The 23,393-nt window shown below is 68.1% G+C and carries 21 protein-coding genes; 10 read left to right on the top strand and 11 right to left on the bottom strand.

Annotated features, from left to right (window positions below; all coding sequences use genetic code 11):
* Nucleotides 1-137: 137 nt before the first annotated feature.
* Entirely contained in the window at nucleotides 138-1,559 is a 1,422-nt protein-coding gene (locus MU582_12605) for an RNA polymerase sigma factor (protein ID UPK73281.1), read from the top strand.
* Nucleotides 1,560-1,657: 98 nt separating this feature from the next.
* Here the strand turns inward: MU582_12605 and MU582_12600 are convergent, their stop codons facing one another.
* Genes MU582_12600 through MU582_12590 form a run of 3 tightly spaced genes read right to left on the bottom strand, consistent with a single transcriptional unit; the run spans nucleotide 1,658 to nucleotide 4,355 of the window.
* A complete protein-coding gene (locus MU582_12600; protein UPK73280.1) occupies nucleotides 1,658-2,896 on the bottom strand; it encodes an MFS transporter in 1,239 nt (412 codons plus the stop codon).
* Complete coding sequence (locus MU582_12595) at nucleotides 2,893-3,963, bottom strand: MerR family transcriptional regulator (GenBank protein ID UPK73279.1); 1,071 nt, start codon at nucleotides 3,961-3,963, stop codon at nucleotides 2,893-2,895. Before MU582_12595 ends, MU582_12600 begins: the two co-directional genes overlap by 4 nt.
* A gap of 50 nt (nucleotides 3,964-4,013) precedes the next feature.
* Complete coding sequence (locus MU582_12590; protein ID UPK73278.1) at nucleotides 4,014-4,355, bottom strand: cupin domain-containing protein; 342 nt, start codon at nucleotides 4,353-4,355, stop codon at nucleotides 4,014-4,016.
* A gap of 98 nt (nucleotides 4,356-4,453) precedes the next feature.
* Between MU582_12590 and MU582_12585 the strand changes: the two genes are divergently transcribed.
* The gene (locus tag MU582_12585) at nucleotides 4,454-5,008 is read left to right on the top strand and encodes an adaptin domain-containing protein (GenBank protein UPK73277.1); all 555 of its coding nucleotides are present in this window, start codon (nucleotides 4,454-4,456) and stop codon (nucleotides 5,006-5,008) included.
* 16 nt (nucleotides 5,009-5,024) lie between these two features.
* Here MU582_12585 and MU582_12580 read toward each other — a convergent pair whose 3' ends face one another.
* Nucleotides 5,025-5,501 carry a DUF456 domain-containing protein gene (locus MU582_12580; protein UPK73276.1) on the bottom strand — a complete coding sequence of 159 codons (477 nt, stop codon included), beginning with the start codon at nucleotides 5,499-5,501 and terminating at the stop codon, nucleotides 5,025-5,027.
* Between the two features lie 54 nt (nucleotides 5,502-5,555).
* Entirely contained in the window at nucleotides 5,556-5,786 is a 231-nt protein-coding gene (locus MU582_12575) for a hypothetical protein (GenBank protein UPK73275.1), read from the bottom strand.
* Nucleotides 5,787-5,997: 211 nt separating this feature from the next.
* Between MU582_12575 and MU582_12570 the strand changes: the two genes are divergently transcribed.
* A complete protein-coding gene (locus MU582_12570; protein UPK77165.1) occupies nucleotides 5,998-8,097 on the top strand; it encodes a type IIA DNA topoisomerase subunit B in 2,100 nt (699 codons plus the stop codon).
* A gap of 1 nt (nucleotide 8,098) precedes the next feature.
* Here the strand turns inward: MU582_12570 and MU582_12565 are convergent, their stop codons facing one another.
* On the bottom strand, nucleotides 8,099-8,770 hold the full coding sequence (locus MU582_12565; protein ID UPK73274.1) for a pyridoxamine 5'-phosphate oxidase family protein: 672 nt from the start codon (nucleotides 8,768-8,770) through the stop codon (nucleotides 8,099-8,101).
* 57 nt (nucleotides 8,771-8,827) lie between these two features.
* Between MU582_12565 and MU582_12560 the strand changes: the two genes are divergently transcribed.
* Both MU582_12560 and MU582_12555 read left to right on the top strand, forming a co-directional pair.
* Nucleotides 8,828-10,222 carry a PLP-dependent aminotransferase family protein gene (locus tag MU582_12560; GenBank protein ID UPK73273.1) on the top strand — a complete coding sequence of 465 codons (1,395 nt, stop codon included), beginning with the start codon at nucleotides 8,828-8,830 and terminating at the stop codon, nucleotides 10,220-10,222.
* Nucleotides 10,219-10,632 (top strand): ASCH domain-containing protein, encoded by a 414-nt coding sequence (locus MU582_12555; GenBank protein UPK73272.1) that lies wholly within the window; start codon nucleotides 10,219-10,221, stop codon nucleotides 10,630-10,632. The genes MU582_12560 and MU582_12555 overlap by 4 nt, the downstream gene beginning before the upstream one ends.
* Before the next feature lie 9 nt (nucleotides 10,633-10,641).
* On the opposite strand, the gene MU582_12550 is transcribed toward MU582_12555, so the two are convergent.
* The 5 genes from MU582_12550 to MU582_12530 all read right to left on the bottom strand — a co-directional run bounded on the left by MU582_12550 (nucleotide 10,642) and on the right by MU582_12530 (nucleotide 17,423).
* On the bottom strand, nucleotides 10,642-12,411 hold the full coding sequence (locus tag MU582_12550; protein ID UPK73271.1) for an MFS transporter: 1,770 nt from the start codon (nucleotides 12,409-12,411) through the stop codon (nucleotides 10,642-10,644).
* 22 nt (nucleotides 12,412-12,433) lie between these two features.
* A complete protein-coding gene (locus tag MU582_12545) occupies nucleotides 12,434-13,138 on the bottom strand; it encodes an LppX_LprAFG lipoprotein (GenBank protein ID UPK73270.1) in 705 nt (234 codons plus the stop codon).
* A 59-nt stretch (nucleotides 13,139-13,197) separates the two neighbouring features.
* Nucleotides 13,198-15,657, bottom strand: coding sequence for a DNA topoisomerase IV subunit A (locus tag MU582_12540; GenBank protein UPK73269.1), 2,460 nt, complete (start codon nucleotides 15,655-15,657; stop codon nucleotides 13,198-13,200).
* A gap of 573 nt (nucleotides 15,658-16,230) precedes the next feature.
* On the bottom strand, nucleotides 16,231-16,776 hold the full coding sequence (locus tag MU582_12535; GenBank protein UPK73268.1) for an NAD(P)H-dependent oxidoreductase: 546 nt from the start codon (nucleotides 16,774-16,776) through the stop codon (nucleotides 16,231-16,233).
* A gap of 80 nt (nucleotides 16,777-16,856) precedes the next feature.
* Entirely contained in the window at nucleotides 16,857-17,423 is a 567-nt protein-coding gene (locus MU582_12530; GenBank protein ID UPK73267.1) for a TetR/AcrR family transcriptional regulator, read from the bottom strand.
* Between the two features lie 86 nt (nucleotides 17,424-17,509).
* Between MU582_12530 and MU582_12525 the strand changes: the two genes are divergently transcribed.
* From MU582_12525 to MU582_12505, 5 genes are all read left to right on the top strand, one after another.
* The gene (locus MU582_12525; GenBank protein ID UPK73266.1) at nucleotides 17,510-17,938 is read left to right on the top strand and encodes a DUF6463 family protein; all 429 of its coding nucleotides are present in this window, start codon (nucleotides 17,510-17,512) and stop codon (nucleotides 17,936-17,938) included.
* A 66-nt stretch (nucleotides 17,939-18,004) separates the two neighbouring features.
* Nucleotides 18,005-20,698 (top strand): bifunctional GNAT family N-acetyltransferase/acetate--CoA ligase family protein, encoded by a 2,694-nt coding sequence (locus tag MU582_12520; GenBank protein ID UPK77164.1) that lies wholly within the window; start codon nucleotides 18,005-18,007, stop codon nucleotides 20,696-20,698.
* A gap of 60 nt (nucleotides 20,699-20,758) precedes the next feature.
* Nucleotides 20,759-21,358 (top strand): DUF5998 family protein, encoded by a 600-nt coding sequence (locus tag MU582_12515; protein UPK73265.1) that lies wholly within the window; start codon nucleotides 20,759-20,761, stop codon nucleotides 21,356-21,358.
* Nucleotides 21,358-22,485 carry an alkaline phosphatase family protein gene (locus tag MU582_12510; GenBank protein UPK73264.1) on the top strand — a complete coding sequence of 376 codons (1,128 nt, stop codon included), beginning with the start codon at nucleotides 21,358-21,360 and terminating at the stop codon, nucleotides 22,483-22,485. Before MU582_12515 ends, MU582_12510 begins: the two co-directional genes overlap by 1 nt.
* A gap of 15 nt (nucleotides 22,486-22,500) precedes the next feature.
* Nucleotides 22,501-23,358 (top strand): P1 family peptidase, encoded by an 858-nt coding sequence (locus MU582_12505; GenBank protein ID UPK73263.1) that lies wholly within the window; start codon nucleotides 22,501-22,503, stop codon nucleotides 23,356-23,358.
* The last annotated feature ends 35 nt before the right edge of the window (nucleotides 23,359-23,393 follow it).

Genomic DNA, 23,393 nt, shown 5'->3' with positions numbered 1-23,393 from the left:
GACAAACCACTGGGTCGCCGTGAATCTGCCGCGGCGTCGTGGCAGACTTGGTGTGCTGCGGTTGACCGGAGGGTGGTTTGCCGCGCCATCATTCCGTAGTCGAGAGGTCTTTTGTGTCCGCCAGCACGGCTAGCACCATGCAACACGATTTGCTCAACTCCCCGGCAGTGACCGATCTGATCGAGACGGGCAAGGCCACCGGCCGCGTCAGCGCGGACGACGTACGCGCCGCCGTCGCCGAGGCTTCGATCTCGCCCTCGCATCACAAGGCGCTGTTGCGTCTACTCGCCGACGCCGGCATCACGGTGGAGGTGACGGCATCGGACTCACGTAAGCGGGTCGCGGCTGCAGCGAGCAGTCGCGCGACCGTCACTGCGTCGACGAAGAAGGCTGCCGCGAAGAAGAAGGCGCCGGCCAAGAAGGCCAAGGAGCCGGCCGCGAAGAAGCCTGCCAAGAAGGCCGCGTCGTCGGCCGAGGCGGTCGCGACCGTCGACGAGAAGGGCAAGAAGGTCCTCGCCGACATCCCGGACGAGGAGTTCGAGAAAGACCTCGCGAACGACCCGACGCTCAAAGAGGACGAGAAGCAAGGCTTCACCCTCTCCACGACCGACGACACCGATGAACCGGAGCAGCAGGTCACCGTCGCCGGTGCGACGGCCGATCCGGTCAAGGACTACCTGAAGCAGATCGGCAAGGTCTCGCTGCTGAACGCCGCGCAGGAGGTCGAGCTCGCCAAGCGCATCGAGGCAGGTCTGTTCAGCGAGGAGAAGCTGGGCTCCGGCGACAAGGTGACCGCGAAGCTCACCGAGGAGCTCGAGTGGATCAGCATCGACGGTAAGCGCGCGAAGAACCACCTGCTCGAGGCGAACCTCCGTCTCGTCGTCTCGCTCGCCAAGCGCTACACCGGCCGGGGAATGCTCTTCCTCGACCTGATCCAGGAGGGCAACCTCGGACTGATCCGTGCGGTCGAGAAGTTCGACTACACCAAGGGCTACAAGTTCTCGACGTACGCCACCTGGTGGATCCGCCAGGCGATCACCCGGGCGATGGCCGATCAGGCGCGTACGATCCGGATCCCCGTGCACATGGTCGAGGTCATCAACAAGCTGGCCCGCGTACAGCGCCAGATGCTGCAGGACCTCGGTCGGGAGCCGACCCCAGAGGAGCTCGCCAAGGAGCTCGACATGACTCCGGAGAAGGTCGTCGAGGTGCAGAAGTACGGCCGCGAGCCGATCAGCCTGCACACCCCGCTCGGTGAGGACGGCGACTCCGAGTTCGGCGATCTGATCGAGGACTCCGAGGCGATCGTCCCGGCCGACGCCGTGTCGTTCACGTTGCTGCAGGAGCAGCTGCACGCGGTCCTCGACACGCTGAGTGAGCGTGAGGCCGGTGTCGTGTCGATGCGGTTCGGCCTGACCGACGGTCAGCCCAAGACCCTCGACGAGATCGGCAAGGTCTACGGCGTCACCCGCGAGCGGATCCGGCAGATCGAGTCGAAGACGATGAGCAAGCTGCGTCACCCGTCGCGGTCACAGGTCCTGCGCGACTACCTCGACTGAGGTCGCACCGGGCGGCGTTGAAGACCCGCCCGGTGTCGCATGTCGAGTCGCCGCCACCGGGCGGGTCTGGTTGGTTCAACGAGCGCGGCGTACGAAGGTCACGCCCGACTGCGCGATCGACCGTGGCTCCGTAGCCACGGGTTCGAAGCGATCACCACGGCGGCCAACGTCGTTCCGATCGCGACGAGCACCATCGCCCGTGCCGCATGGCCGTCGCTGCCGACCATGCCGAGCACGTTGTTCGTCACGACCATCGGCGCGACCTGGACGAGCCCGGCAAGGGCCTGGAATCTCGCGAGCATCCCGGCGGGCGTCGCGAGAACGTAGATCGGCAACGCGTGCGTGGTGAACGTAGCGGTGCCCACTCCCATCACGAGTGCACCGGCCAGCGCGACCTGTATGGGCGCCGCGAATGCGACGACGACCACGCCGGCCGCAGTGACGAGCGGTCCGGCGATGAGCGGCCCGATTGCCCGCGCACGTGGTCCGTATCGGGCCACCAAGAGAGTCACGCCGAGCGTTCCGACGATCCAGCCGGCCTCGACCAGACCGGTTGCTCCAGCGCTCCATCCGCGTTCGCGGGCGGCCAGGGGAACGCACAGGCTCAACATCGGGATCACGCCGGCCGCGACGAGTCCGATGGCGGCGAGCAGGGTCACGAGCTCCGGTCGGGTACGCACGGCGGAGAGGGCGGCGCGGATACGCGCGAGCGTGGACCCTTCGCCTGGAGTACCGCTGGGCGCCTCGTGTGGTGGCCGTACGAACGTGAGGACGACCAGGATCAGAACGCAGCCGAGGAGGTTGCCGCTGATCGCGCCGGCCATTCCAGCGGCTGCGACGACGATGCCGCCCAGCGGCGGACCGGACAGCCGGGCGACCTGCAGCATGCTGCTGGTCACGGACATGGTGCGTGCGAGAGTGTCGTCGTCGGCGAACAGCCGCGGGAACGCTCCCGCCGCCGGCATCCGAAATGCGCTGGTCACTCCGATCGCCAGGGAGAGCGCGACAAGTAGCGTGGTGATGGGTACCTCACCGCGGTCCGCGACAAGGTACGCAACCAACGTCGCGGCGAGAGCGGCATCGCAGGCGATCATCGTGCGCCGCAGTCCCCACCGATCCCCGGCCGCGCCGCCGATGAGCAGCAGGAGCGTGCGCGGCAGTACCACGAGGGTCATCGCCAGTCCGGCGAATGATCCACTGACGCCGGTGGCGGTCCAGCCGATCGCGAAGTACAGCACCCCGTCGCCGACCGCGGCGAGCGTGCCCGCCGACAGCCAGGCCGCGAACCCGCCGCGGAATACACGCGTACGCGACTCCGCCGTCGTGGTCTCGGTCATTTCGGCGAATCGAGACGCATCGGCATCACGAGTGCGACGAGTCGTCGCTGCTCGGCCGAGACGACTCTGACCGCGCGCCGGCCGTCGTCGTACGAGAAGGTGACGTCGCTGCCGACCATCGAGCGTAAGGCCTTTGCGAGGAGGGCGGGTGAGAAGCCGAGCTCGATCGGCTCGCCAACCGTCGTCGCCGGCAGACGTACCCCTTCGGCGCCGTCATGCTGTCGGACGGCGACGCGCTCGCCACCGAACCGGAGACGCACCGGCGTGGCGTCGTCGGATCCGAGCGCGGCCAACAGCTTCGCTCGTCCGATGGTTGCTCGGCCCCCGCAGGTGAGGGCGCTGTCGAGGATCAGGCGATACGCGGGAAAGCGATCGGGCTCCAGCATGACGCTTGTCGTTGCACCGTCCGGATCGGTCAGGCGTAGCGTGTCGTCTGCCGCTGCGAGTTGGACGGTGTCCCGGCGCTCGAGCCAGGCGATCGAGTCTTGGACGCGGTCACGTGGGACGACGAACCTGTGCGCGTCGCCGGTTCGTTCGAAGAGTTCGAGATCCCAGCACGCAAGCCAGTAGCGGTCGGTCGCGACGACCGACAACGCTTCGCCGGTGATGTCGAGTGCGATCACGCTCAGCGGCGAGTCGGTATCCGTGTCAGCGGCCGGCAGGACCCGCCGCAGCGCCGCGGCGAGCTCCCCAGCGTCGACCGTGGCCGAGGCGGGTTTGTTCGCCACTGCTTCGGACCGCAGGCTCGCGATCACATCCGCCACCGCGCTCTGGGTGCGCTGTGCGGCTGTCTGTGCGCGTTCGGCGAACTCCTGCAGCACATCGACTGCGTCGTCGACCGATCCGTCGAGCACGGAGCGCATCGTTTCGATCGGTAGGCCTGCCTCGCGCATCCGACGGATCAGGTGAGCGCGACGCTCGAGCTCGGCGGTGTAGTAGCGGTAGCCGGTCCGGGCATCGACCTCCGTCGGCGCGAGCAGCCCCGCCTCGTCGTAGTAGCGCAGAGTGCCGGGTGCGAGGTCGACAGCGCGTGCAAACGCACTGATGGTCAGAAGTGGTTCGGTCACGGCGGTGAGTCTGCGGCCTCCAGCCACTGGAAGGTCAAGTAGCCAGTTGGCTATACGCGCTTGACCGCCGTGAGCAGGATCGCCGAGTCGAGTAGGGCCTCGACGCTGTGCCGGGCATCGGGGATCGAGAGCAGGTCGCCGTTGCGCCCTTCCCATGCGTCGTCTCCGCTGCGGAGACGAACCGTGCCCTCGAGTACGAGCAACGTCGCCTCACCGGGGTTCTCGTGCTCTGACAGCGACGTACCGGCCGTCATGGCGATGATCGTCTGGGTCAGATGGGAGCCGGGTCCGCCCGTGAGCTTGTGCGCGGCCCGACCGCTCGCCGCCTCCTGTGCCTTGGCGCGCAGATCGCGGAGCGCTTCGTGCAAGTTGGCTGTCGTGTCTGTCGTCATATGCGCTCCCTGCCGACGCGGCGGATGTCTGCTCGGGTCCAACGTAGGCCATCTCGCCACGGTGTGCCTGCCCGCGCAACGACATCTACGCTGGGGTCGTGCGACCCGAACCCCGCGATCTCTACGCGCGTCCGGAGGCACTCGTTGCCGAGGCGATCGACGCCTACGGAGTCCACACCGTGATCGACACGTGCCTGGCGCTGATCGACGGTCATGACGAGTACGAACTACTGGCGATGCCGCTCACATACCTCGGCGGCGTTGCGGCACACGGTCAGCTCGAACGCGGTGAGCTCGCCGCACGTGGCCAGGACTTCTGGCCGCGCACCTGGGGCGTACGCGGGCTCGGGAACGCCTGGCTCCCGTACGCCGCCGACGGCGTCGTGACGGCCATGAGAGACCGCCACTGGCGGGTACGCGAAGCGGCGGCCAAGGTCGCGTTGCGGCACCGCGTCGTCGAGACCGATGAGGCGCTGATCGGCCTGGTCACCGACGATGAACCGCGCGTACAGGTGGCGGCGATCAGGGCCAGTGCGTCGATCGGGGACGAGCGTCACCTCGGCGCGATCGAGGCGTTGAGCTCACCCGACCGGCTGGTGGTGCTGGCCGCTCGCTCGGCGGTGCGCACCCTGCGCCGTGTCGACGCCGGTTAGCCGCTACCGACGGCGGTCAGGACGCGACCACGACGCCGAGCCACAGTCCGGCGGCCAACAGAGCGCCCGCCAGCTCGACCAACAGCGACAGTCCGGCGGCTTTGGTTGCCGCGATGGTGGCATCCCAGGCGCTGTGGGGTTCGCGCGTACGAACGAGCTCGGCCACGAACGTGCCGGCCACGAACCCGATGGGTAGCCCGATGACCGGGATGACGAAGAAGCCGACGATCCCGGCGACGCCGCCGACGACCAGAACGCGGCCCGGAACTCCAGCGCGCGCCATCCGGCGACTCGGCCAGGCGTACTTGACGACCGCGGCGCCGAGAATGAACACGGTCGAGACCGCGAGGACCGCCCATCCGGTTGCGGTGCCGGTCACGTACGCCGAGACCGCGATCGCGCCCAGAACCAGCGAGCTCCCGGGCAGTATCGGGATGAGGATGCCGAGCAGGCCGATGCCGATGCCGAGCCCGGTGAGCAGCTCAGTCGTCATCACGCATGACAGGACCCCGGACGCGTACGCCCGGGGTCCCGCTCGGTCGGTCTATCAGCGCTCGTCGTCGGATGCGGTGGCCGGCACCTCGTCGAGCCGGCCGGTCTCATCATGGATCGAGACAGCGATCTTGCGGAGCTGCTCGTCGTGCTCACGTGCGTGGTGCGCGCAGAACAACAGCTCGCCTCCGTTGCCGAGCTCGGCGCGTACGTACGCCTGTGCTCCGCAGCGGTCGCAACGGTCGGCTGCGCTGAGGGCAGCACCGGTGGCTACAGCAGTCGTCACGTCTGACCTCTTCTCGTCTCGATCGGTCTTATCTGTACCAACATCCAACCACGCCTCGGTGTTCCCGCCGCGCCGCGGTGTGAGCACGGTCGCGTCGGACGCCGATTCGAGCTGGTTTCTCCACGTCATCAGTGTGCCGGGTCGGACCGTGGAACCGAAGCCGAACCGCAGATCCCGCGTGTCGGGAGACCCTGTCGGTCGCCCGGGGTAGATTCGGCCTCGCACAGGTGGATCACCGCACAGGAGCATTCTCATAGACACCACGTACAACGCCCGCAACCTGCTCGTGCTCGAGGGGCTCGAAGCCGTACGCAAGAGACCCGGGATGTACATCGGCTCGACCGATACCCGGGGGCTCATGCACTGCCTCTGGGAGATCATCGACAACGCCGTCGACGAGGCGCTGGCCGGGGCGTGTGACCAGATTCATGTCGTGCTGCACTCCGACGGCTCGGTCGAGGTGCGCGACAACGGTCGCGGTATTCCGGTCGACAAGGAGCCGAAGACCGGCCTCAGCGGCGTCGAGGTGGTGTTCACCAAACTGCACGCGGGCGGCAAGTTCGGCGGCGGTTCGTACGTCGCGACCGGCGGTCTGCACGGTGTCGGAGCTTCTGTCGTCAACGCGCTGTCGCAGCGCCTCGACGTCGAGGTCGACAAGAGCTCGGCCACCTGGTCGATGTCCTTCCGGCGGGGCGCGCCGGGTGAGTTCGACGGTGCCGGCCCCGACGCGTCGTTCGAGGCGGGCGAGGGGCTGCGCAAGGGCAAACGCATCAAGAAGACCGTCACGGGCACCCGCGTCCGCTACTGGGCGGATCCGCAGATCTTCATCAAGGGCGCACGGTTCAGCTACGACGAGCTCGTCACCCGCGCTCGTCAGACGTCGTTCCTCGTGCCGGGCCTCGAGATCGTGATCCGCGATGAGCGCGACGAGGAGGTACGCGAGGAGCGGTTCCGTCACGACGGCGGCATCACCGAGTTCTGCGACTACCTCGCCGACGACGAGCCGGTCACTGACATTCTCCGGTTGCAGGGCACCGACACGTTCTCCGAGACGGTCCCGGTCCTCGATGACGCGGGTCACATGCAGCCGCAAGACGTCGAACGCGACCTCGGGGTCGACATCGCCGTGCGCTGGGGCACCGGCTACGAGACCGAGCTGCGCTCGTTCGTGAACATCATCGCAACGCCCAAGGGTGGCACGCATGTCTCCGGCTTCGAGCGCGCGCTCACCAAGACGTTCAACGAAGTGCTGCGGTCGACCCGGCTGCTGAAGAACGGCGACTCCGACATCGTGAAGGACGATGTGCTCGAAGGGCTCACCGCGGTGGTGACGGTGCGTCTGGCCGAGCCGCAGTTCGAAGGCCAGACCAAGGAGGTGCTCGGTACGCCTCCAGTGACGCGGATCGTCAACAAGATCGTGTCTCGAGAGCTCAAGGCATTCCTCACCTCCACCAAGGCGGCTCAGCGTCCGAAGGCCCGCCAGGTCATGGAGAAGGTCGTCGCGGCTTCACGTACCCGCGTACTCGCGAGGCAGCAGCGCGACACCCAGCGTCGCAAGAACGCGCTCGAGTCGAGCTCGCTGCCGGCCAAGCTGGCCGACTGCCGTAGCAATGACGTCGACCGGTCGGAGCTGTTCATCGTCGAGGGTGACTCCGCCCTTGGTACGGCGAAGTCCGCGCGCAACTCCGAGCATCAGGCGTTGCTCCCGATCCGCGGCAAGATCCTGAACGTCCAGAAGGCGTCGGTCGGCGACATGCTCAAGAACGCCGAGTGCGCATCGATCATCCAGGTGGTCGGCGCCGGCTCCGGGCGTACGTTCGACCTCGACACGGCGCGGTATGGGCGGATCATCTTCATGGCCGACGCCGATTCCGACGGCGCGCACATCCGTTGCCTGCTCGCCACGTTGTTCTTCCGCTACATGCGTCCGCTCGTCGACGCCGGCCGGGTCTTCACCGCCGTGCCGCCGCTGCACCGCATCGAGCTGACGAACCCGAAGAAGGGCATGGACAAGTACCTCTACACCTACTCCGACCCTGATCTGCAGCGCAAGCTGGCCCAGCTGAGCAAGAAGGGCGTTCGATGGAAGGAGCCGGTCCAGCGCTACAAGGGTCTCGGAGAGATGGACGCCTCGCAGCTCGCGGAGACCACGATGGATCCTCGTCGACGCACCCTGCGCCGCCTCACGGTCGACGACGGCGAGGCGGCGAGTGGCGTGTTCGACCTGCTGATGGGCAACGAAGTGGCTCCGCGAAAAGAATTTTTGGTACAGAGCGCTTACGAGCTCGACGCCGATCGCATCGACGCCTAGCTCAACCGCCGAGCGCTCGTACGTGCGCGGGCACCTCGAGGTCGGGGGAGCAGTCGGCGTTGCGGACCGGTGCACCGAAGGTCGTGGACAGTGGCACTACGCCGGCCCAGGTCTCGCCGGCCTCGACATCTGCCGGCTCGTCGTTGACACCGCCGTCGCGGACCTTGACCGACGCCTCGTGCAGCGGCACCGCGAGCACCGTCGTGGCGACCAGTTCCTTGCGGGTCGGAGTACGCAGCGTTTCGGCGCGCCCGGGTACGAGCTGGTCGATCACCAGGTCGAGTGCGCGATCTCGCTCGGCCGGGTCGTCGACGACGCGAGGTCTGCCGAGGACGACCGCGCTGCGGTAGTTCACCGAGTGGTGGAACCCCGATCGTGCCAGCACCAGACCGTCGATGAGCGTGATCGTGAGACAGACCGTCTGCTCCGGTGCCGTGACGAGGCTGCGCGACGCGACTGATCCGTGGAAGTAGAGGCTCCCGTCGGGGTCCGGTCCATCGAGATCGTAGGCGAAGACGGTCGGCAGGACTCGCGGCGAACCATCGATGACGACGCCGAGGTGAGCCACCATGCCGGCGTCGAGTACGTCGTACAGCGCCGTCCGATCGGACTGTTCACGTTCGCGGCTGCGGATGACGCGGGTACGTGCGGTGGGGGAGAGTGTTGCGGCCATACCTCGATTCTCCGGCCGAATTGGTATGTTGACACGGTCCAATCCAGATGGAATCCGATGAGCCAATCCAGTCTTCATACGCTCGCGCTCCGGGTCGACCGCGGTGCTTCGACGAGACTCCCGGAGCAGCTCGCAGCCCAGATCCGATCCCGGATCCGCGACGGCGCACTCGGAGCGGGTGCCCGCCTGCCGAGTACCCGTGCGATCGCGACGGCGGTCGGGGTCTCGAGGGCCGTCGCGACAGCGGCGTACGACCAGCTCGTCGCCGAGGGCTGGCTGGAGTCGCGCACCGGAGCCGGCACGTATGTCTGCCGGGTGGACGTGCCTGCCGTCCGTACCGACGACGAGGCGTCACCGGTGCAGCCACCGCCTGCACCGGCGGTCGACCTGCGGCCCGGCGAGCCGTGGACCCCCGATGTTGCAAGTGCCGCGTGGCGTCGAGCGTGGCGAGAGGTCGCGCACTCGCCTCCGCCGGCGACGTATCCGGATCCCCGCGGTCTGCCTGAGCTCCGTCGCACGGTCGCGGAGCACGTCACCCGTACTCGTGGACTGCCGTGCACGCCCGACCGGGTGATGATCACCAGTGGCACGACACATGGGCTCACCTTGCTGCTGCATGCGATGCGGCGCACGGGTGCAGCGATCGCCGTTGAGGATCCCGGGTACCGTGCTGCCGCCCGGGCTGCGACCGCGAGCGGCTGGACCGTGTGGGATGCGCCGGTCGACGACGCCGGGCTCGACCCGGCGACGCTGACCGACGCGCCGGCTCAGGTCGCGGCCGTGTATGCGACGCCGGCTCATCAGTACCCGCTCGGGGTGCTGATGCCGATCGACCGCCGACTCGCCTTGCTCTCGTGGGCGCGTGAACGCGATGCCGTCGTGATCGAGGACGACTACGACTCGGAGTTCCGCTACGACGTTGCGCCGCTGCCCACGTTGGCCGACCTCGACCCGCAGCGGGTTGTGTATCTCGGAACCGTCTCGAAGACGATCGGCGCGGGCGTGCGCATGGGCTGGCTGGTCGCCGATCCTTCTGTGATCGAGCTGCTGGCCGGCGAGCGCGAGGCGTTGCACGACTTCCCGTCGTGGCCGATCCAGCGCGCCCTGCTGTCGCTGTTGCGCGACGGCGAGTGGGACCGTCTCGTACGCGCGGCACGCCGCCGGTACGCCCAGCGTGACCGGTTCATCGAGGAACGCCTTGCTCCCTTCGGCCGGCTCAGCGGCGTCGGCGCGGGCATGCACACCACGCTGCTGCTCGACGCGGACGTCGCGAAGGAGGTGGCCGCAGATGTCGAGCGCAGCGGTGTCGCGGTCGTCACCCTCGCCGAGTCGGCTCGCGGGCGTACCGACCTGGACGGTCTCGTGATCGGCTACGGCAACGTCGCAGATGACCAGGTGGAGTTCGCAATCGACGAGATCGCGGCGAGCCTGCGACGTACGCTGGCGCGATGACCGAGGTGCTTCCGCCGTTCGATCTCGGCGAACCGGGTCCGATGCGTGACCGGCTCACCGAAGCCGTCATGTCGGGCCGCAAGACCGCGACGAGCTCCCTGCGGGTGTTCTACGAGATGGACAACTCGTGGCTGCCGACCGCCCGTACTCGTTACCGGCTCGTCGACAGTGCGAGAGAACAGCTCGGCATCGTCGAGATCACCCGCGTCGACGTCCTGCGCCTGGCAGACATCGGCGACGATGTCGCGCACGCCGAAGGGGAGGGGTTCGCTTCCGCCGCGGACTGGCGGGCCGCGCATGTGGCGTTCTGGGACCAGTACCGCGAGGAGGTGCGTACGTACCTCGGCGACCCCGGCTGGACGGTCGACGACGACACCGAGGTCGTCGTGGAGTACTTCAGGCTCGTTTGACTGGTGTGTTCAGGGGGTGCGCAGGGTCTCGGTGACCGCCACGGCACGAGTGGGTGCGCCGAGGAACACGAACACCGCAACGAGACCGGCGATCGCCGCGCACAGCGCTGCGCCGAGGAAGACCGCGTCGAGCTGAGCGAGCCCGGCGTCGATGAGTCGGTCGTTGTACGCGTCGCAGCCGGGATCGCGGTCCGGGCAGATCTGGGACGCAGGCGGGATGTCGTCGCTGACGGCGTAGAAGCGGCGCAACCCGATCGTGGTGAGAGCGGAGATGCCGACCAGCATGCCGACCATCCGGGCGACGACGAGCAGTGCGCTTGCGATGCCGTGCACATCCGAGCGCGTGCTCGCGAGCAGCGCGGCGTTGACGGGGGCGATGGCGGCGCCGAAGCCGAGGCCGGCGAGGACGAGCGGGATCGTCGCCGACCAGTGGTCGAGCGCATCGCGTCCCCAGGTCGCCATCACGCAGAACGAGCCCGCAGCAACGAGCATGGACACCAGCGTGAGTAGTCCGGCGCTCGTCCGCCTGGTCAGCCAGCCACCCAGCAGTGCCCCGATCGGCAGTGCGACCAGGAACCGCAACAGTACGAGCGCGGCGTCCAGCTGGGAGTCCTGGTACGCCGTCAGCCGCGCGAAGAACGGGATGTCGACCAGGGCGGCGATCAGCGCCGCGCCGGTGAAGAACGAGACGATGATCGAGCCCCAGGCGGGCGTCGCGGATACGGCGGCGCCGGGTACGAGCGGATGCTCGGCATGTCGCTGACGCCACGCGAACAGCGCGAGGCACACGGCTGCGAGTGGCAGCAGCCACCATGCGGAGTCCGAGATCGCGGAGCGTTCGGGATCGGCGGAAGCGAAGGTCACGATCACGGCGCCGAGCGCGAGAGCGAGCAGCGCCGCGCCCAAGACGTCCGTACGCCGAGCGATCGACCTCCAGCTCCGGAACGCGATCAGTGGGCGGCGGGCGACGAACTCCCACAGCACGAACAACGCCACCAACGCGTAGAACCCGAAGGCGATGCGCGTACCCCACGGCGACTCGCCGACAACGGAGAAGAACGCCGGACCGTAGTCGAGGTCGGTGACCAGCTCGTCCGGACGCAGCATCACCAGCACCATGCAGGTGAGAGCGGCGAGCGCCAGTACGATCCCGACCAGATCGGGCATGCCTCGCGGACCCGACCGCTGCTCATCGCGTGCCGTGCGTCTCAGGGTCAGGATCGCCGCGCACAGGACCAGCCCGACGGCGGTGTTGAGCCAGAAGATCGCCCGCCAGTCGGCGAGCGCGAGGACCACGGCGCCGTACAGCGGACCGATGACGCTGCCGAGCTCCTGGACGGCGCCGACGATGCCCAGCGGTAGCCCGCGGCGTTCTGCGGGCCACAGGTCGGCAACCAAGGCGAGGGTCGCCGGCACGAGACCGCCGCCGCCGATGCCCTGGATCAGCCGACCGACGACCATGCTGTCGAGGTCGTACGCGGCGGCCGTGACGATCGAGCCGACGGCGAAGACGACGAGGGAGCCGACCAGTACGGGCGTACGTCCGCGTAGGTCGGCGATACGGCCGATCAACGGCAGGATCGCCACGTAGCCGAGGAGGAACCCGGACACGATCGGTGCTGCGCGCTGCAGCTCCTCGACGCTCAGCCCGGCGCCGGTCATCATGTCGGGCAGTGCCATCACGACGACGTAGGTGTCGGCGGCCGCGAATGCGACGGCGACCGCGGCTACTGCGAGCAGGGCACGCGCGCCTGTGCCCACCGTTGGGGAGTCGCTCACGATCGGGGACCTCGGCGGATGCTCAGGAAGGCGCGGAGATGTCGACCGACTCGTCCGACGCCTCCAACGCGATGGTGTACGTGAGGTCGTCCTCGTCGGGGTAGAACGGCCCGCTGATCTTCGCGTCACGCATGACGTCGTCGCCGTCGAGGCGGAAGCTGACGTCGAACTCTGCCGACTCGTCGACCGACGGGAACAGCTTGCGGACCGCGGAGCCCGGCAGCGTGCCGTCGATCGGCGTCACCTTCGTCTCGCCGTCGAGCTCGGTCTCGCCGGCCTCGACGGACTCCAGCGACGTGATCATCGAGGTGATCCCGTCGTCGGTGCTCAACAGCTCTGCGGGGTCGGGGGCGTCGTACTTCGCGACGTCGAACGTCTCGTAGCCGGATTTGAACGGCAGCTTGAAGTACACCTCGCTGTCGACGGCGACCACCGGCACCTCGCCGGTGATGCCGAACGCGCGCACCTCTGCTTTGCCGTCGAACGCGGGTGCGTGGGTACCGACACCCTCGGCCGAGATGATGCCCTCGACGTCGGAGGGTAGATCCGACGTCTCGAGGCTCAGCTCGATGCTCTCGGCCTCGTCGATGACCGTACGCGCCGCGGCCAGGCGCTCCTCGGGGTCGCCGCTCGACTCGGAGTCGTCGCCGCTGCAGGCGGTCGTCGCGGCGAGGGCGAGAACAGCCGCGAACACGGCGGAGTTACGTCTGGGGGCGCGGTTCAGCACAGTGCAAGCCTCTCATGTGCCGCGAAGGTGGGGTCAGCCACCGAACCACCCTGCGGTACTCATTCGTCGCCTCCCGGTACGAGGTGTGCGGCCGGACCGGAGACGGCGACGACCGGTTGCGCGGCCGGGACGCCGGATCCGTCGCGGCGCCCTTCTGCCGGCGGTAGGTCGACCGGGGACCCGCTTCTGGCGCTGGCCATCGCCGGTCCTCTACCGGCCCAGGCGACGAGGAGCGTGCCTTCGCCCTTGAGGAACCGGTGGCATCGCACGCCGCCGGTAGCACGACCCTTGCTCGGGTACTCCTCGAACGGGGTCACCTTCGCGGTGCCGGCTTCGGTACCCGGGAGCGCATCGGGGGAGCCGGCGACCGTCGCGACGACGGCGTCGTCGGCGGGCGTGAACGCGGTGAACGAGACGACCGTCGCACCGTCTGCGAGCTTGACACCCGCGACTCCGCCGCCGGAGCGGCCCTGCGGGCGTACGAGCGAGGCGTTGAAGTGCAGCAGGTGGGCGTCGGAGGTGACGAAGCACAACTCTTCTTCGCCGGTTGCCAGCTGGCGAGCGCCGACGATCCGGTCGTCGCCCTTGAGCGATATGACCTCCCACGAGTCCTTGCCGAGGTACTCGTCGCGGACGCGTTTGACGACACCGTCGCGGGTGCCGATGGCAAGCCCGGGGCTCTCGCCGACGAAGCTCACCAGGCACACGACATCGTCGGCAGCGACGGCAAGGAACTCCGAGACGGGTGCCCCGCCGCGCAGATGCGGTGCGGAAGCGGTCGACGGTAGGCCGGGCAGATCGAGTACGTCGAGCTTGTGCAGCTCTCCCGACCTGGTGAGTACGCCGACCTCGCCGCGCGCCGTCGCACGTACCGCGGACGTGATCGTGTCGTGCTTGGAGCGTCCGCCGCCGCTGGGGACGCCTGTGTCGTCGGCGGTGCGCGCGAGCAGACCGGTGGTCGACAGGAGTACGTAGCACGGGTCGTCGGCGACCTCGAGCGGAACGGCCGCGCTCACGGTCTGGCCGGCGGACTCCAGCAGCACCGTGCGCCGCGGGGTGCCGTGTTGCTTTGCGACCTCGGCCAGTTCGTCGGAGACGGCGTTGCGCAGGAGGTTTTCGTCGTTCAGCAGCGCGTCGAGCTGCTCGATGGTCTGGCGCAGCTCGGACTGCTCCTTCTCCAGCTCGATCCGGGAGAACTTGGTCAGCCGGCGCAGCGGCATCTCGAGGATGTAGTTGGCCTGTGTCTCGCTGAGGTCGAAGACCTGCATCAACCGGGTACGCGCCGCCTCGGTGTCGTCACTGCTGCGGATGACCTGGATGACCTCGTCGATGTCGAGGAGGGCGATCAGCAGACCGTCGACCAGGTGCAGCCGGTCGCTCGCCTTGCTGCGGCGGAACGCGCTGCGGCGGCGTACGACGTCGTAGCGATGCTGGAGGAAGACCTCCAGCATCTCCTTGAGACCGAGCGTGCGCGGCTGGCCGTCGACGAGCGCGACGGCGTTGATGCCGAAGGAGTCCTCCATCGGTGTCAGCTTGAACAGCTGCTCCAGAACCGCTTCTGGGTTGAAACCGCTCTTCAGCTCGATGACGAGGTGGAGACCCTTCTCGCCGTCGGTCAGGTTGGCGATGTCGGCGATGCCCTTGAGCCGCTTGGACTGCACGAGCGTCTTGATCCGTTCGATCACCTTCTCGGCGCCTACGTTGTAGGGCAGCTCGGTGACGACGATGCCCTTGCGGCGGGCGGTGACATTCTCGATCCGGGTCGATGCGCGCATCTTGAACGAACCACGGCCGGTCGCGTACGCGTCTCGGATGCCGTCGAGGCCGACGATCTTGCCGCCGGTGGGCAGATCGGGGCCAGGGACGAACCGCATCAGGTCGTCGAGACCCGCGTCGGGGTTGACGATCAGGTGGCGAAGAGCCTGCACGACCTCGACCAGGTTGTGCGGAGCGATGTTCGTGGCCATGCCGACCGCGATGCCGGACGAGCCGTTGACCAGCAGATTCGGCAGCGCCGCGGGCAGGACGCTCGGTTCGAACTCGCGGCTGTCGTAGTTGGCGCGGAAGTCGACGGTGTCCTCGTCGATCGACGCCGTCATCGCCACCGCCGCGGGCGCCATCCGGCACTCGGTATAGCGCATGGCCGCCGGCGGATCGTCGGGCGAGCCGAAGTTTCCGTGGCCGTCGATGTGGGGAAGCCGCATCGTCCACGGCTGCACCAGGCGTACGAGGGCGTCGTAGATGGCGCTGTCGCCGTGTGGGTGGAGCCGACCCATCACCTCGCCGACGACGCGGGCAGACTTCACATGGCCGCGGTCTGGCCACAGGCTGAGATCGGCCATCGTGTAGAGCGTGCGCCGTTGTACGGGCTTGAGACCGTCGCGCGCATCAGGGATGGCGCGCGAGTAGATGACCGAGTACGCGTACTCGAGGTAGCTCTCGCGCATCTCCTCGCCGACGTCGATATCGACGATGTGCTCGTCGAACTCGTCCGGCTGGATGGTCGTGCGTCGGGGCATGCAGTTGTCTCCGGGTCGATCGGGGTTCCCCATATTGTGAACCGCCCCGCCGACACGGCAGACACCGCCACGCCGTATTCGGGCACTGCCGACGTTCGTACTTCTATCGTGCGACTACCCGACTGCCCGATTCCTCGTCGCTGTCGGCGTTCCCTTGCTACGTCGGCTGGGGGAAAGACGCGGCGACGCGCGGAGCCGCTTCTTCGGTTCGGTTGCTTGGCGGCTTTCCCAGAACTTTAATATGGGATCGGGGTAACGTGTGGTTTCGACGTCACGTCCGTACCAGTAGTCGCTGGCGTACCAACGGGCATGTCAATCTCCCGCTTTGCACGGTGTCCCTGCCATGCAAAGTGGAGTTTCACCATGTTTACTTGGTGAACGACCACCGACCGACCCCGCAAAATCGAACCGGAACGGGCCAGTCGGCAAGCAATCGAACCACGTAGCTGCGCATCCCGCGTCGCCGCGTCTTTTGCCGAGCCCGAAGGCGAGGGAAAGCCGACAGCGAGCGGAATCGGGCAGGCGGGTAGTCGCCAATAAGGCAGGGAAGTCGGTTACGAGACCGCCGCGGGGTCAGCTCAGCCTGGACGTCAACCGGGTGAGCTCGTCGAGCATCGCCGACAGCTCGGCTTCGCGACGCTCCTGCGGTGCGAATCCGGTCTCGTCGAAGTCGGTGAACAGGCCGAGTGCGACGCTGGCGCGTACGTCGTACATGTGCAGGTTGGCGGTGACCTGGCGCCACTGCTCGGTGGCGCGTACGCCGCCGTCGGCGCCGTAGGAGACGAACCCGACCGTCTTGTCCGTCCACTCGGGGCCGAGGCTGTCGAAGGCGTTCTTGAACGCGCCGGGGATTCCGTGGTTGTACTCCGGAGTGATGAAGACGAAGGCGTCGTACGCGTCGATCGCCTGGCTCCAGCGCGTGACGTTCGTCGAGTCGTACTGCCTGTTCGCGGCACTCGGGACGGTCGACGAGGTGAGGAGCGGAATGTCGAAGTCCTTGAGGTCGAGGACCCCGTATTCGGCGTCGGACCGGTTCGCGGCGGCCTTCTCGACCCACGCGGCCACGTGCTCGCCGATGCGGCCGTCGCGGATGGATCCGATGATGATGCCGATCTTCATGCGTCCTCCCGGGATAGTTAGTTGAATCGACAACTAACGTAACGCGCGATCGACCGGAAGTCATCCGCGTGCGGCTGACGTCACATCGCTGGGCGAAGCAGCCATTCGTTGGTCAGGGCGCGCATATCGGCCTCGCTGCGACCGTCGTGGTCGACGACCATCAAGGGGCGAGCGATGTACAGCGAGAAGGCGATCAGGGACCGAGCCTCCACGTCGTCCTCGTCGCTGCAGATCGCGCGAAACAACGAGCGCAGGTAGTCCATTCGCCGGTTGTCCACCCGGCGAAGACGCTCGGCTACCTCGGAATCTCGTCGTGCCCAGTCGCGGATCGCAAGGTCGGTCGTGATGCCGGTGGCGAGGCCCTCGCCGTCGTCGACGATCTCGAAGAGGCGCCGAAGTCTGCCCTCGGCGGCGCCACCACGCTCATCGACCCGCGCGACGATGTCGTCGGTGACGTCGCGCTCCCAGGCGTCGAGTAGCTCCGTGAGCAGTGCGCGGCGGTCTGCGAAGTACCCGTAGAACCCGCCTTTGGTCACGCCGAGAGTCTGGGCGAGTGCTTCGACCCGGACGGCCTCGGGGCCGCCGGCCGCCAGCGCTCGCAGACCCTCGTCGATCCACCGATGACGCGCGGTGCGCGGTAGTGCCATGTGACGCTCCTCTCTCGATATATACGCCATCGTATAGACGGTGCTAGCGTCTCATTTATACGCAACCGTACAAATGGGGAGAGATCATGACCTTGACTGCTACTCGCGAGGTGAAAAGGTCGGTGCTTGCGGGCACAGCGGGATGGATCGCCGTCGCGTTCGGTGTCGTGCACACCGTCGTCGCGCCATGGGGCTACCGCGACTACTGGGAGACCATCGTCGACGAGGGTCCCTGGGACACGTTGACGCTTGATCACGACCCCGGTGCGATGGGGTACAACGAGGCGTTCTGGATCGGGCCGGGCAGCTTCGGGGTGCCCGTACTCCTGTTCGGGGCATTCGTGGTGTGGATCAACCGGCGCGGCGAGCGGGTTCCGACCGGTTTCGGCTGGGCCCTGACCGTCTGGGCAGCATTCCTCTGTGCAGTGATGCCGTCCTCGCCGGCGTGGGCGCTCCTCCTGGCGGGCGTACTGCTCGGCATCGCCCCTCGTACGCAGGGATCCGCGACACTCTGAACGCTCCACACGCTGCACCCGCCGGCCGGTGCGAGCCGGTACGTTGGTCGCGTGAACGACGAGGATATGGACGGAGCCCCGGGTTACCCGCGGCACTGGGAGGCCGACGTCGTACTACGCGACGGCCGTGCCGCCCAGCTCCGCCCGATCACGACAGATGACGCGCAGGGGCTCATCGACTTCTACGCGCGGGTGTCCGACGAGTCCAAGTACTACCGCTTCTTCGCGCCGTACCCGACCCTGTCGAATCGCGACGTCGAGCGGTTCACCCATGTGAACTACCAGAGCCGGGTCGCCTTCGTCGTCACGATCGCGAAGCAGATCATCGCCGTCGGGCGCTATGACGCGATCGACGACCGTGAGGCCGAGGTTGCGTTCCTCGTCGAGGACGCGCATCAGGGTCGCGGGTTGGGGCAGCTGCTGCTCGAGCACCTCGCGCAGGCAGGCCGCGAACGCGAGTACGAGAAGTTCGTCGCCGAGATCCTGCCCGAGAACACCAGGATGATCCAGGTGTTCCGCGAGCAGGGCTACGAGGTCGAGGGTTCGATCGAAGACGGCGTGATGCGTCTCGTCTTCTCCATCGACCCCACTGACACGGCGATCGGCGTGATGCAGGCGCGCGAGCATCGGGCAGAAGCCGCGTCCATCCAGCGGTTCATGCGCGCGCGCAGCGTCGCCGTCATCGGGGCGAGTCGCCGCCAGGACACCATCGGCCAGATGCTGATCCGCAACCTCGTGCTGGCCGACTTCACCGGTGCGGTGTACGCCGTCAACCCGCAGGCCGAGGCGGTCTCCGGGCTCCCAGCGTACGGGTCGGTCCAGGAGATCCCCGGCGACGTCGACCTCGCCATCATTGCCGTACCCGCCGAGTCGGTGCCGGAGGTCGTACTCGACTGCGCGGGCAAGGGCGTGCACGGCATCGTCGTCATCTCCTCGGGGTTCGCCGAGACCGGCGACGAGGGTCGGCGACGGCAGCGCCGCCTGCTCGGGTTGGTGCGTAGCTACGGGCTCCGGCTGGTCGGTCCGAACTGCCTCGGCGTGATCAACACCGACAACGCGACCCGGATCAACGCGTCTCTGTCTCCGCTGATGCCGCCACGCGGTCGCGTCGGCTTCTTCTGCCAGTCCGGCGCCCTCGGTGTCGCGATCCTCGAGACCGTCGACCGGCGCGGCCTCGGCCTGTCGACGTTCGTGTCGGCCGGTAACCGCGCAGACGTTTCGGGTAACGACCTGTTGCAGTACTGGGAGGAGGACGACGCCACCGAGGTCGTCCTCCTCTACCTGGAGTCGATCGGCAACCCGCGAAAGTTCTCGCGCATCGCGCGCCGAGTCGGCCGACGCAAACCCGTCGTGGCGGTGAAGTCCGGGCGTACGACGCAGGGCGTGCCGGTGGGTCACGCAGTGCAGCGCACGACCGCGCCGCAGGCGGCCGTCGACGCGATGTTCCGGCAGGCCGGCGTGATCCAGGTCGACACGCTCGACGAGATGTTCGACGTCGCCCAGCTGCTCGCGCACCAACCCCTGCCGCGCGGCCCGCGAGTCGCCGTCGTCGGCAACTCCGACGCCATGGGCCTGCTCGTCGCCGACGCCGCGAGCGCCGCAGGGCTGCAGGTACGCGAGCCGATCGCACTCGGTGCCGACGCCAACGAGGACGACTTCGAGGAGGCTCTCGACACCGCGATCGAGGACCCCGATGTCGACTCGGTCGTCGCCGTGTACGTTCCGCCGCTCAACGTCTCCGGTGAAGACGTCGCGAATGTGCTCGCGGCAGTCGGCGAGCAGTCGGACAAGCCGATCGTGTCGGCGTTCCTCGGCACCGAGGGTGTGCCCGAGCTGCTGCGCGTACCCGACGTCGAGGGCGCTGCAGGGCGTGGCTCGGTGCCGTCGTACCCCGCGCCCGAGTCCGCGGTACGTGCGCTCGCCCGAGTCGTCGCGTACGCCGAATGGGCCGGTCGCCCACAGGGCGAGCACGCACACTACGACGATGTGCAGACCGCTCCCGCGCATGCGCTGCTCACCCGCACGCTCAAGGAGGAGCCGAAGGGTCGTGAACTCGATCTCGAGGAGACCCACGAACTCCTCGCGTACTACGGCATCGACCTGTGGACACGCCATCGGGTCGGTTCGCTCGACGAGGCGATCGCGGCGGGCCGAGAGCTGGACTGGGACGTCGTGCTCAAGGCGACCGCACCACATCTACGTACTCGTCCCGATCTCGCCCACGTCTGGCGCAACATCGACGACGAGGACGATATGCGCGACGCATGGGCGTTGCTCACCGAGATCATCGACGTCCCCGAGACCGCCGACTTCGTGGTCCAGCGCATGTCAGCGCCCGGTACGCCGATCTCGATCCGCGCCGTCGAGGACCCGCTGTTCGGGCCGCTCGTGTCGTTCGGCCTGTCCGGAGCGCCGAGCGAGCTGATGGGCGACCGGGCGTACCGGATTCCGCCGCTCACCGACGTCGACGCCGCAGCGATGGTGCGCGAGATCAAGTCAGCGCCGCTGCTGCTCGGCTACCGCGGCAGCGAACCCGCCGATGTCGCCGCGATCGAAGACCTGCTGCAGCGGGTGGCCGAGCTCAAGGACGAGCAACCCGAGCTCGCCACGCTGCACCTCGACCTCGTACTCGCCGGAGCCCACGGCACGACCGTCCTGAACGCCTCGGCGCGTACCGCGCCGTCCAACGACAACCGCAGCGAGTGGTTCGTACGCCGGATGAGCCGACCGGTCGGCCTCGGCGACACGATGCCGAGCTGAGCACCCGGAGCCCGACGTGCCGTGCGGGGCTGCGACCTGCGTCGTGGAACACTGTCGGACATGGCAGACAGGTACGAGCAGATCGCCACCGACCGCTGGGGCGCTCTCCGCGAGGCGATCCAGCAGACGGGCTACTACCCGAACGTCGTCACCGAGGGCATGGTCGACGCACTCGCCGGTGAGGCGGTCGAGGCGTACGTGCTGCACCACGAGCCGACGTTCGATCGCGAAGAGATCCGCCGCCACCTGACGGTGCTCGTGATGACCGGCAGCCGGCTCGTACTCACCCACACCGATGAGCACCCACCCGACGACCTGCTGCCCGAGCCGTACACCTCGACCACGACCGAGGCGGTCCCACTCGGGTCGATCTCGTCGGTCGTCACCACGCGAATGGTCGCGGCGTCGCCGACCGAGCCGGACGGCGGCGGGCCGACCCGTGAGGCGGTCATCACCATCGGGTGGGGCGGCGTCAGCCGGGTCGACCTCGAGCCCGCACAGTGCTCCGACCCCACCTGCGACGCCGACCACGGCTACTCCGGCAACATCACCGGTGACGACTTCACCCTGCGGCTATCGGCGACCGCCGACGGCGACGATGCCGTCGCTCAGCTCCTCGACTTCGGGCGCCGGCTCTCGGCGGCCACGGCCGGTCGCTGATGCCGTTGCACCATCCTGCGGGCGTCGTCCTGCCTGCGTACGACGGAAGAAGTATCAGCCAGCTCGTCCGCAGCGCGGGGGCGGCGACCGGAGGCGAACCGAACCCGCTCGGGCTCCCGAGCGCACCGCGATACGTCCTGGTACTCATCGACGGGCTCGGAAGCGACCTGCTCGCAGCGAACGCCGAGTACGCGCCGTACCTCGCCGGTCTCCAAGACGATCCGCTCACCTGCGGCACACCGTCGACGACCGCCACCAGCCTCACCTCGCTCGGCACCGGGCTCCCACCCGGGAGTCATGGAGTGGTGGGCTACACCTCGCTCATACCGGGTACACGCCGCATCCTGAATGCGCTGAAGTGGAACGCAGACGTCGACCCGCTCGAATGGCAGCCGCATCCCACCGTGCTGTCGGAGGTCGACGCGAACGGTACGTCGGTCGTCGTGGTCAACTCGGCGCGGTTCGAGGGCACCGGGCTCACCGTTTGCAGCCAGCGCGGCGTGCCGTACCACGGCATCTCCAGCACGTGGGAGCGCCTGGATGCCACCGTCGAGGCGTGCGAGTCAGCGCCGCGCAGTCTCATCTACACCTACGAGTCGACGCTCGACCACCTCGGGCACGAGCACGGCTGCACCTCGCAGAAGTGGCGCGACCGGCTCAGTGAGGTCGATGCCGATATGCAGCGCCTGCGCGAGGCACTTCCGTCCGACGCCGCATTGGTCGTGACCGCCGACCACGGCATGATCGACCTGCCGGTCGAAGGCCGGTTCGATGTCGAGGCGAGGCCGGAGCTGCTCGACGATGTCCTCGTCTTCGCCGGCGAGGCGCGCTTCCGCCAGCTGTACGTACGCACCGGTGCTGCCGACGAGGTCGCCGCGCGGTGGCGCGCGCATTGCGGCGACCGGGCGATCGTGGCCACCCGCGACGAGGCGGAGGACGCGGGTTGGTTCGGCACCGTCGAGCCGCACGTACGTCCGCGAATCGGTGACGTGCTGATCGCATCGCTGGGCGACTTCGCACTGTTCTCGTCGCGTTGGTTCGGTGTCGAGCTGAAGATGGTGGGGTTCCACGGTTCGCTGACCGCGACCGAGATGACCGTACCGCTGTTGGTGGATGCGCCAACCTGATCGAAGGGGACTCCCGTGGGTTATCAGATCGCCGGTGTACGTGTGGGGCACTGGAGCGATGCGGCAGGGGAGTCCGGCTGCACGGTCGTAGAGCTGCCCGACGGCACGACCGCATCGCATGAGGTACGCGGCGGCGCTCCCGCCAGCCGTGAGCTCGACCTGCTCGAGCCGGACAAAACCGTCGACCGGGTCGACGCCGTAGTCCTCACGGGTGGCTCGGCGTTCGGTCTCGCCGCTGCCGACGGTGTGATGCGCTACTACGAGGAACGCGGTCGCGGCGCGCCGACGCCGGCGGGCAACGTGCCGATCGTGCCGACGCTGGCATTGTTCGACCTCGCGGTCGGCGACAGCACGGCGCGACCGACGGCGGCGTCCGGGTACGCGGCTGCGCAGGCGACGACCGGCGAGCAGCTCCTTGCCGGGCGCATCGGCGCGGGTGCGGGCGCGTACGTCTCACACTGGCGTGGACCCGACGGGCGACGACCTGCCGGTCTCGGCCACGCAGTGTGCCGCCTCGACGATGTCGTCGTCGAGGCTCTCTGTGCGGTCAATGCGTTTGGCGACGTCGACACGGGTGGCCCTGTCTCGTTCGACCCGGTCAGAGCGTTGCCGGCAACGTCGGGGTTCGACGCCGGGCGGGCACATACGACGATCGGGCTGGTGGTCACGAACGCCGCGTTGAGCAAGGTCGGCTGCCGGGTCATGGCGCAGGGCGCCCATGACGGGCTGGCCCGTGCCCTCGTGCCGCCGCATACTCGCTTCGACGGTGACGCCTTCGTGGCGGCGGCTACCGGCGTGGTCGAGGCGCATGTCGACGTCGTACGCCTGCTCGCGCTGAGCGCGGTCGCGGACGCGATCCGCTCGGTCGGCTGACGGGCCCGCCCGCCGTCCCGCGATGAATTAAGGCT

This window comes from Nocardioidaceae bacterium SCSIO 66511, assembly GCA_023100825.1.
Taxonomy (GTDB): Bacteria; Actinomycetota; Actinomycetes; order Propionibacteriales; family Nocardioidaceae; genus Solicola.
Note: the sequence above shows the minus strand (reverse complement) of the source record. Positions and strands in the feature narration are given on the sequence as shown.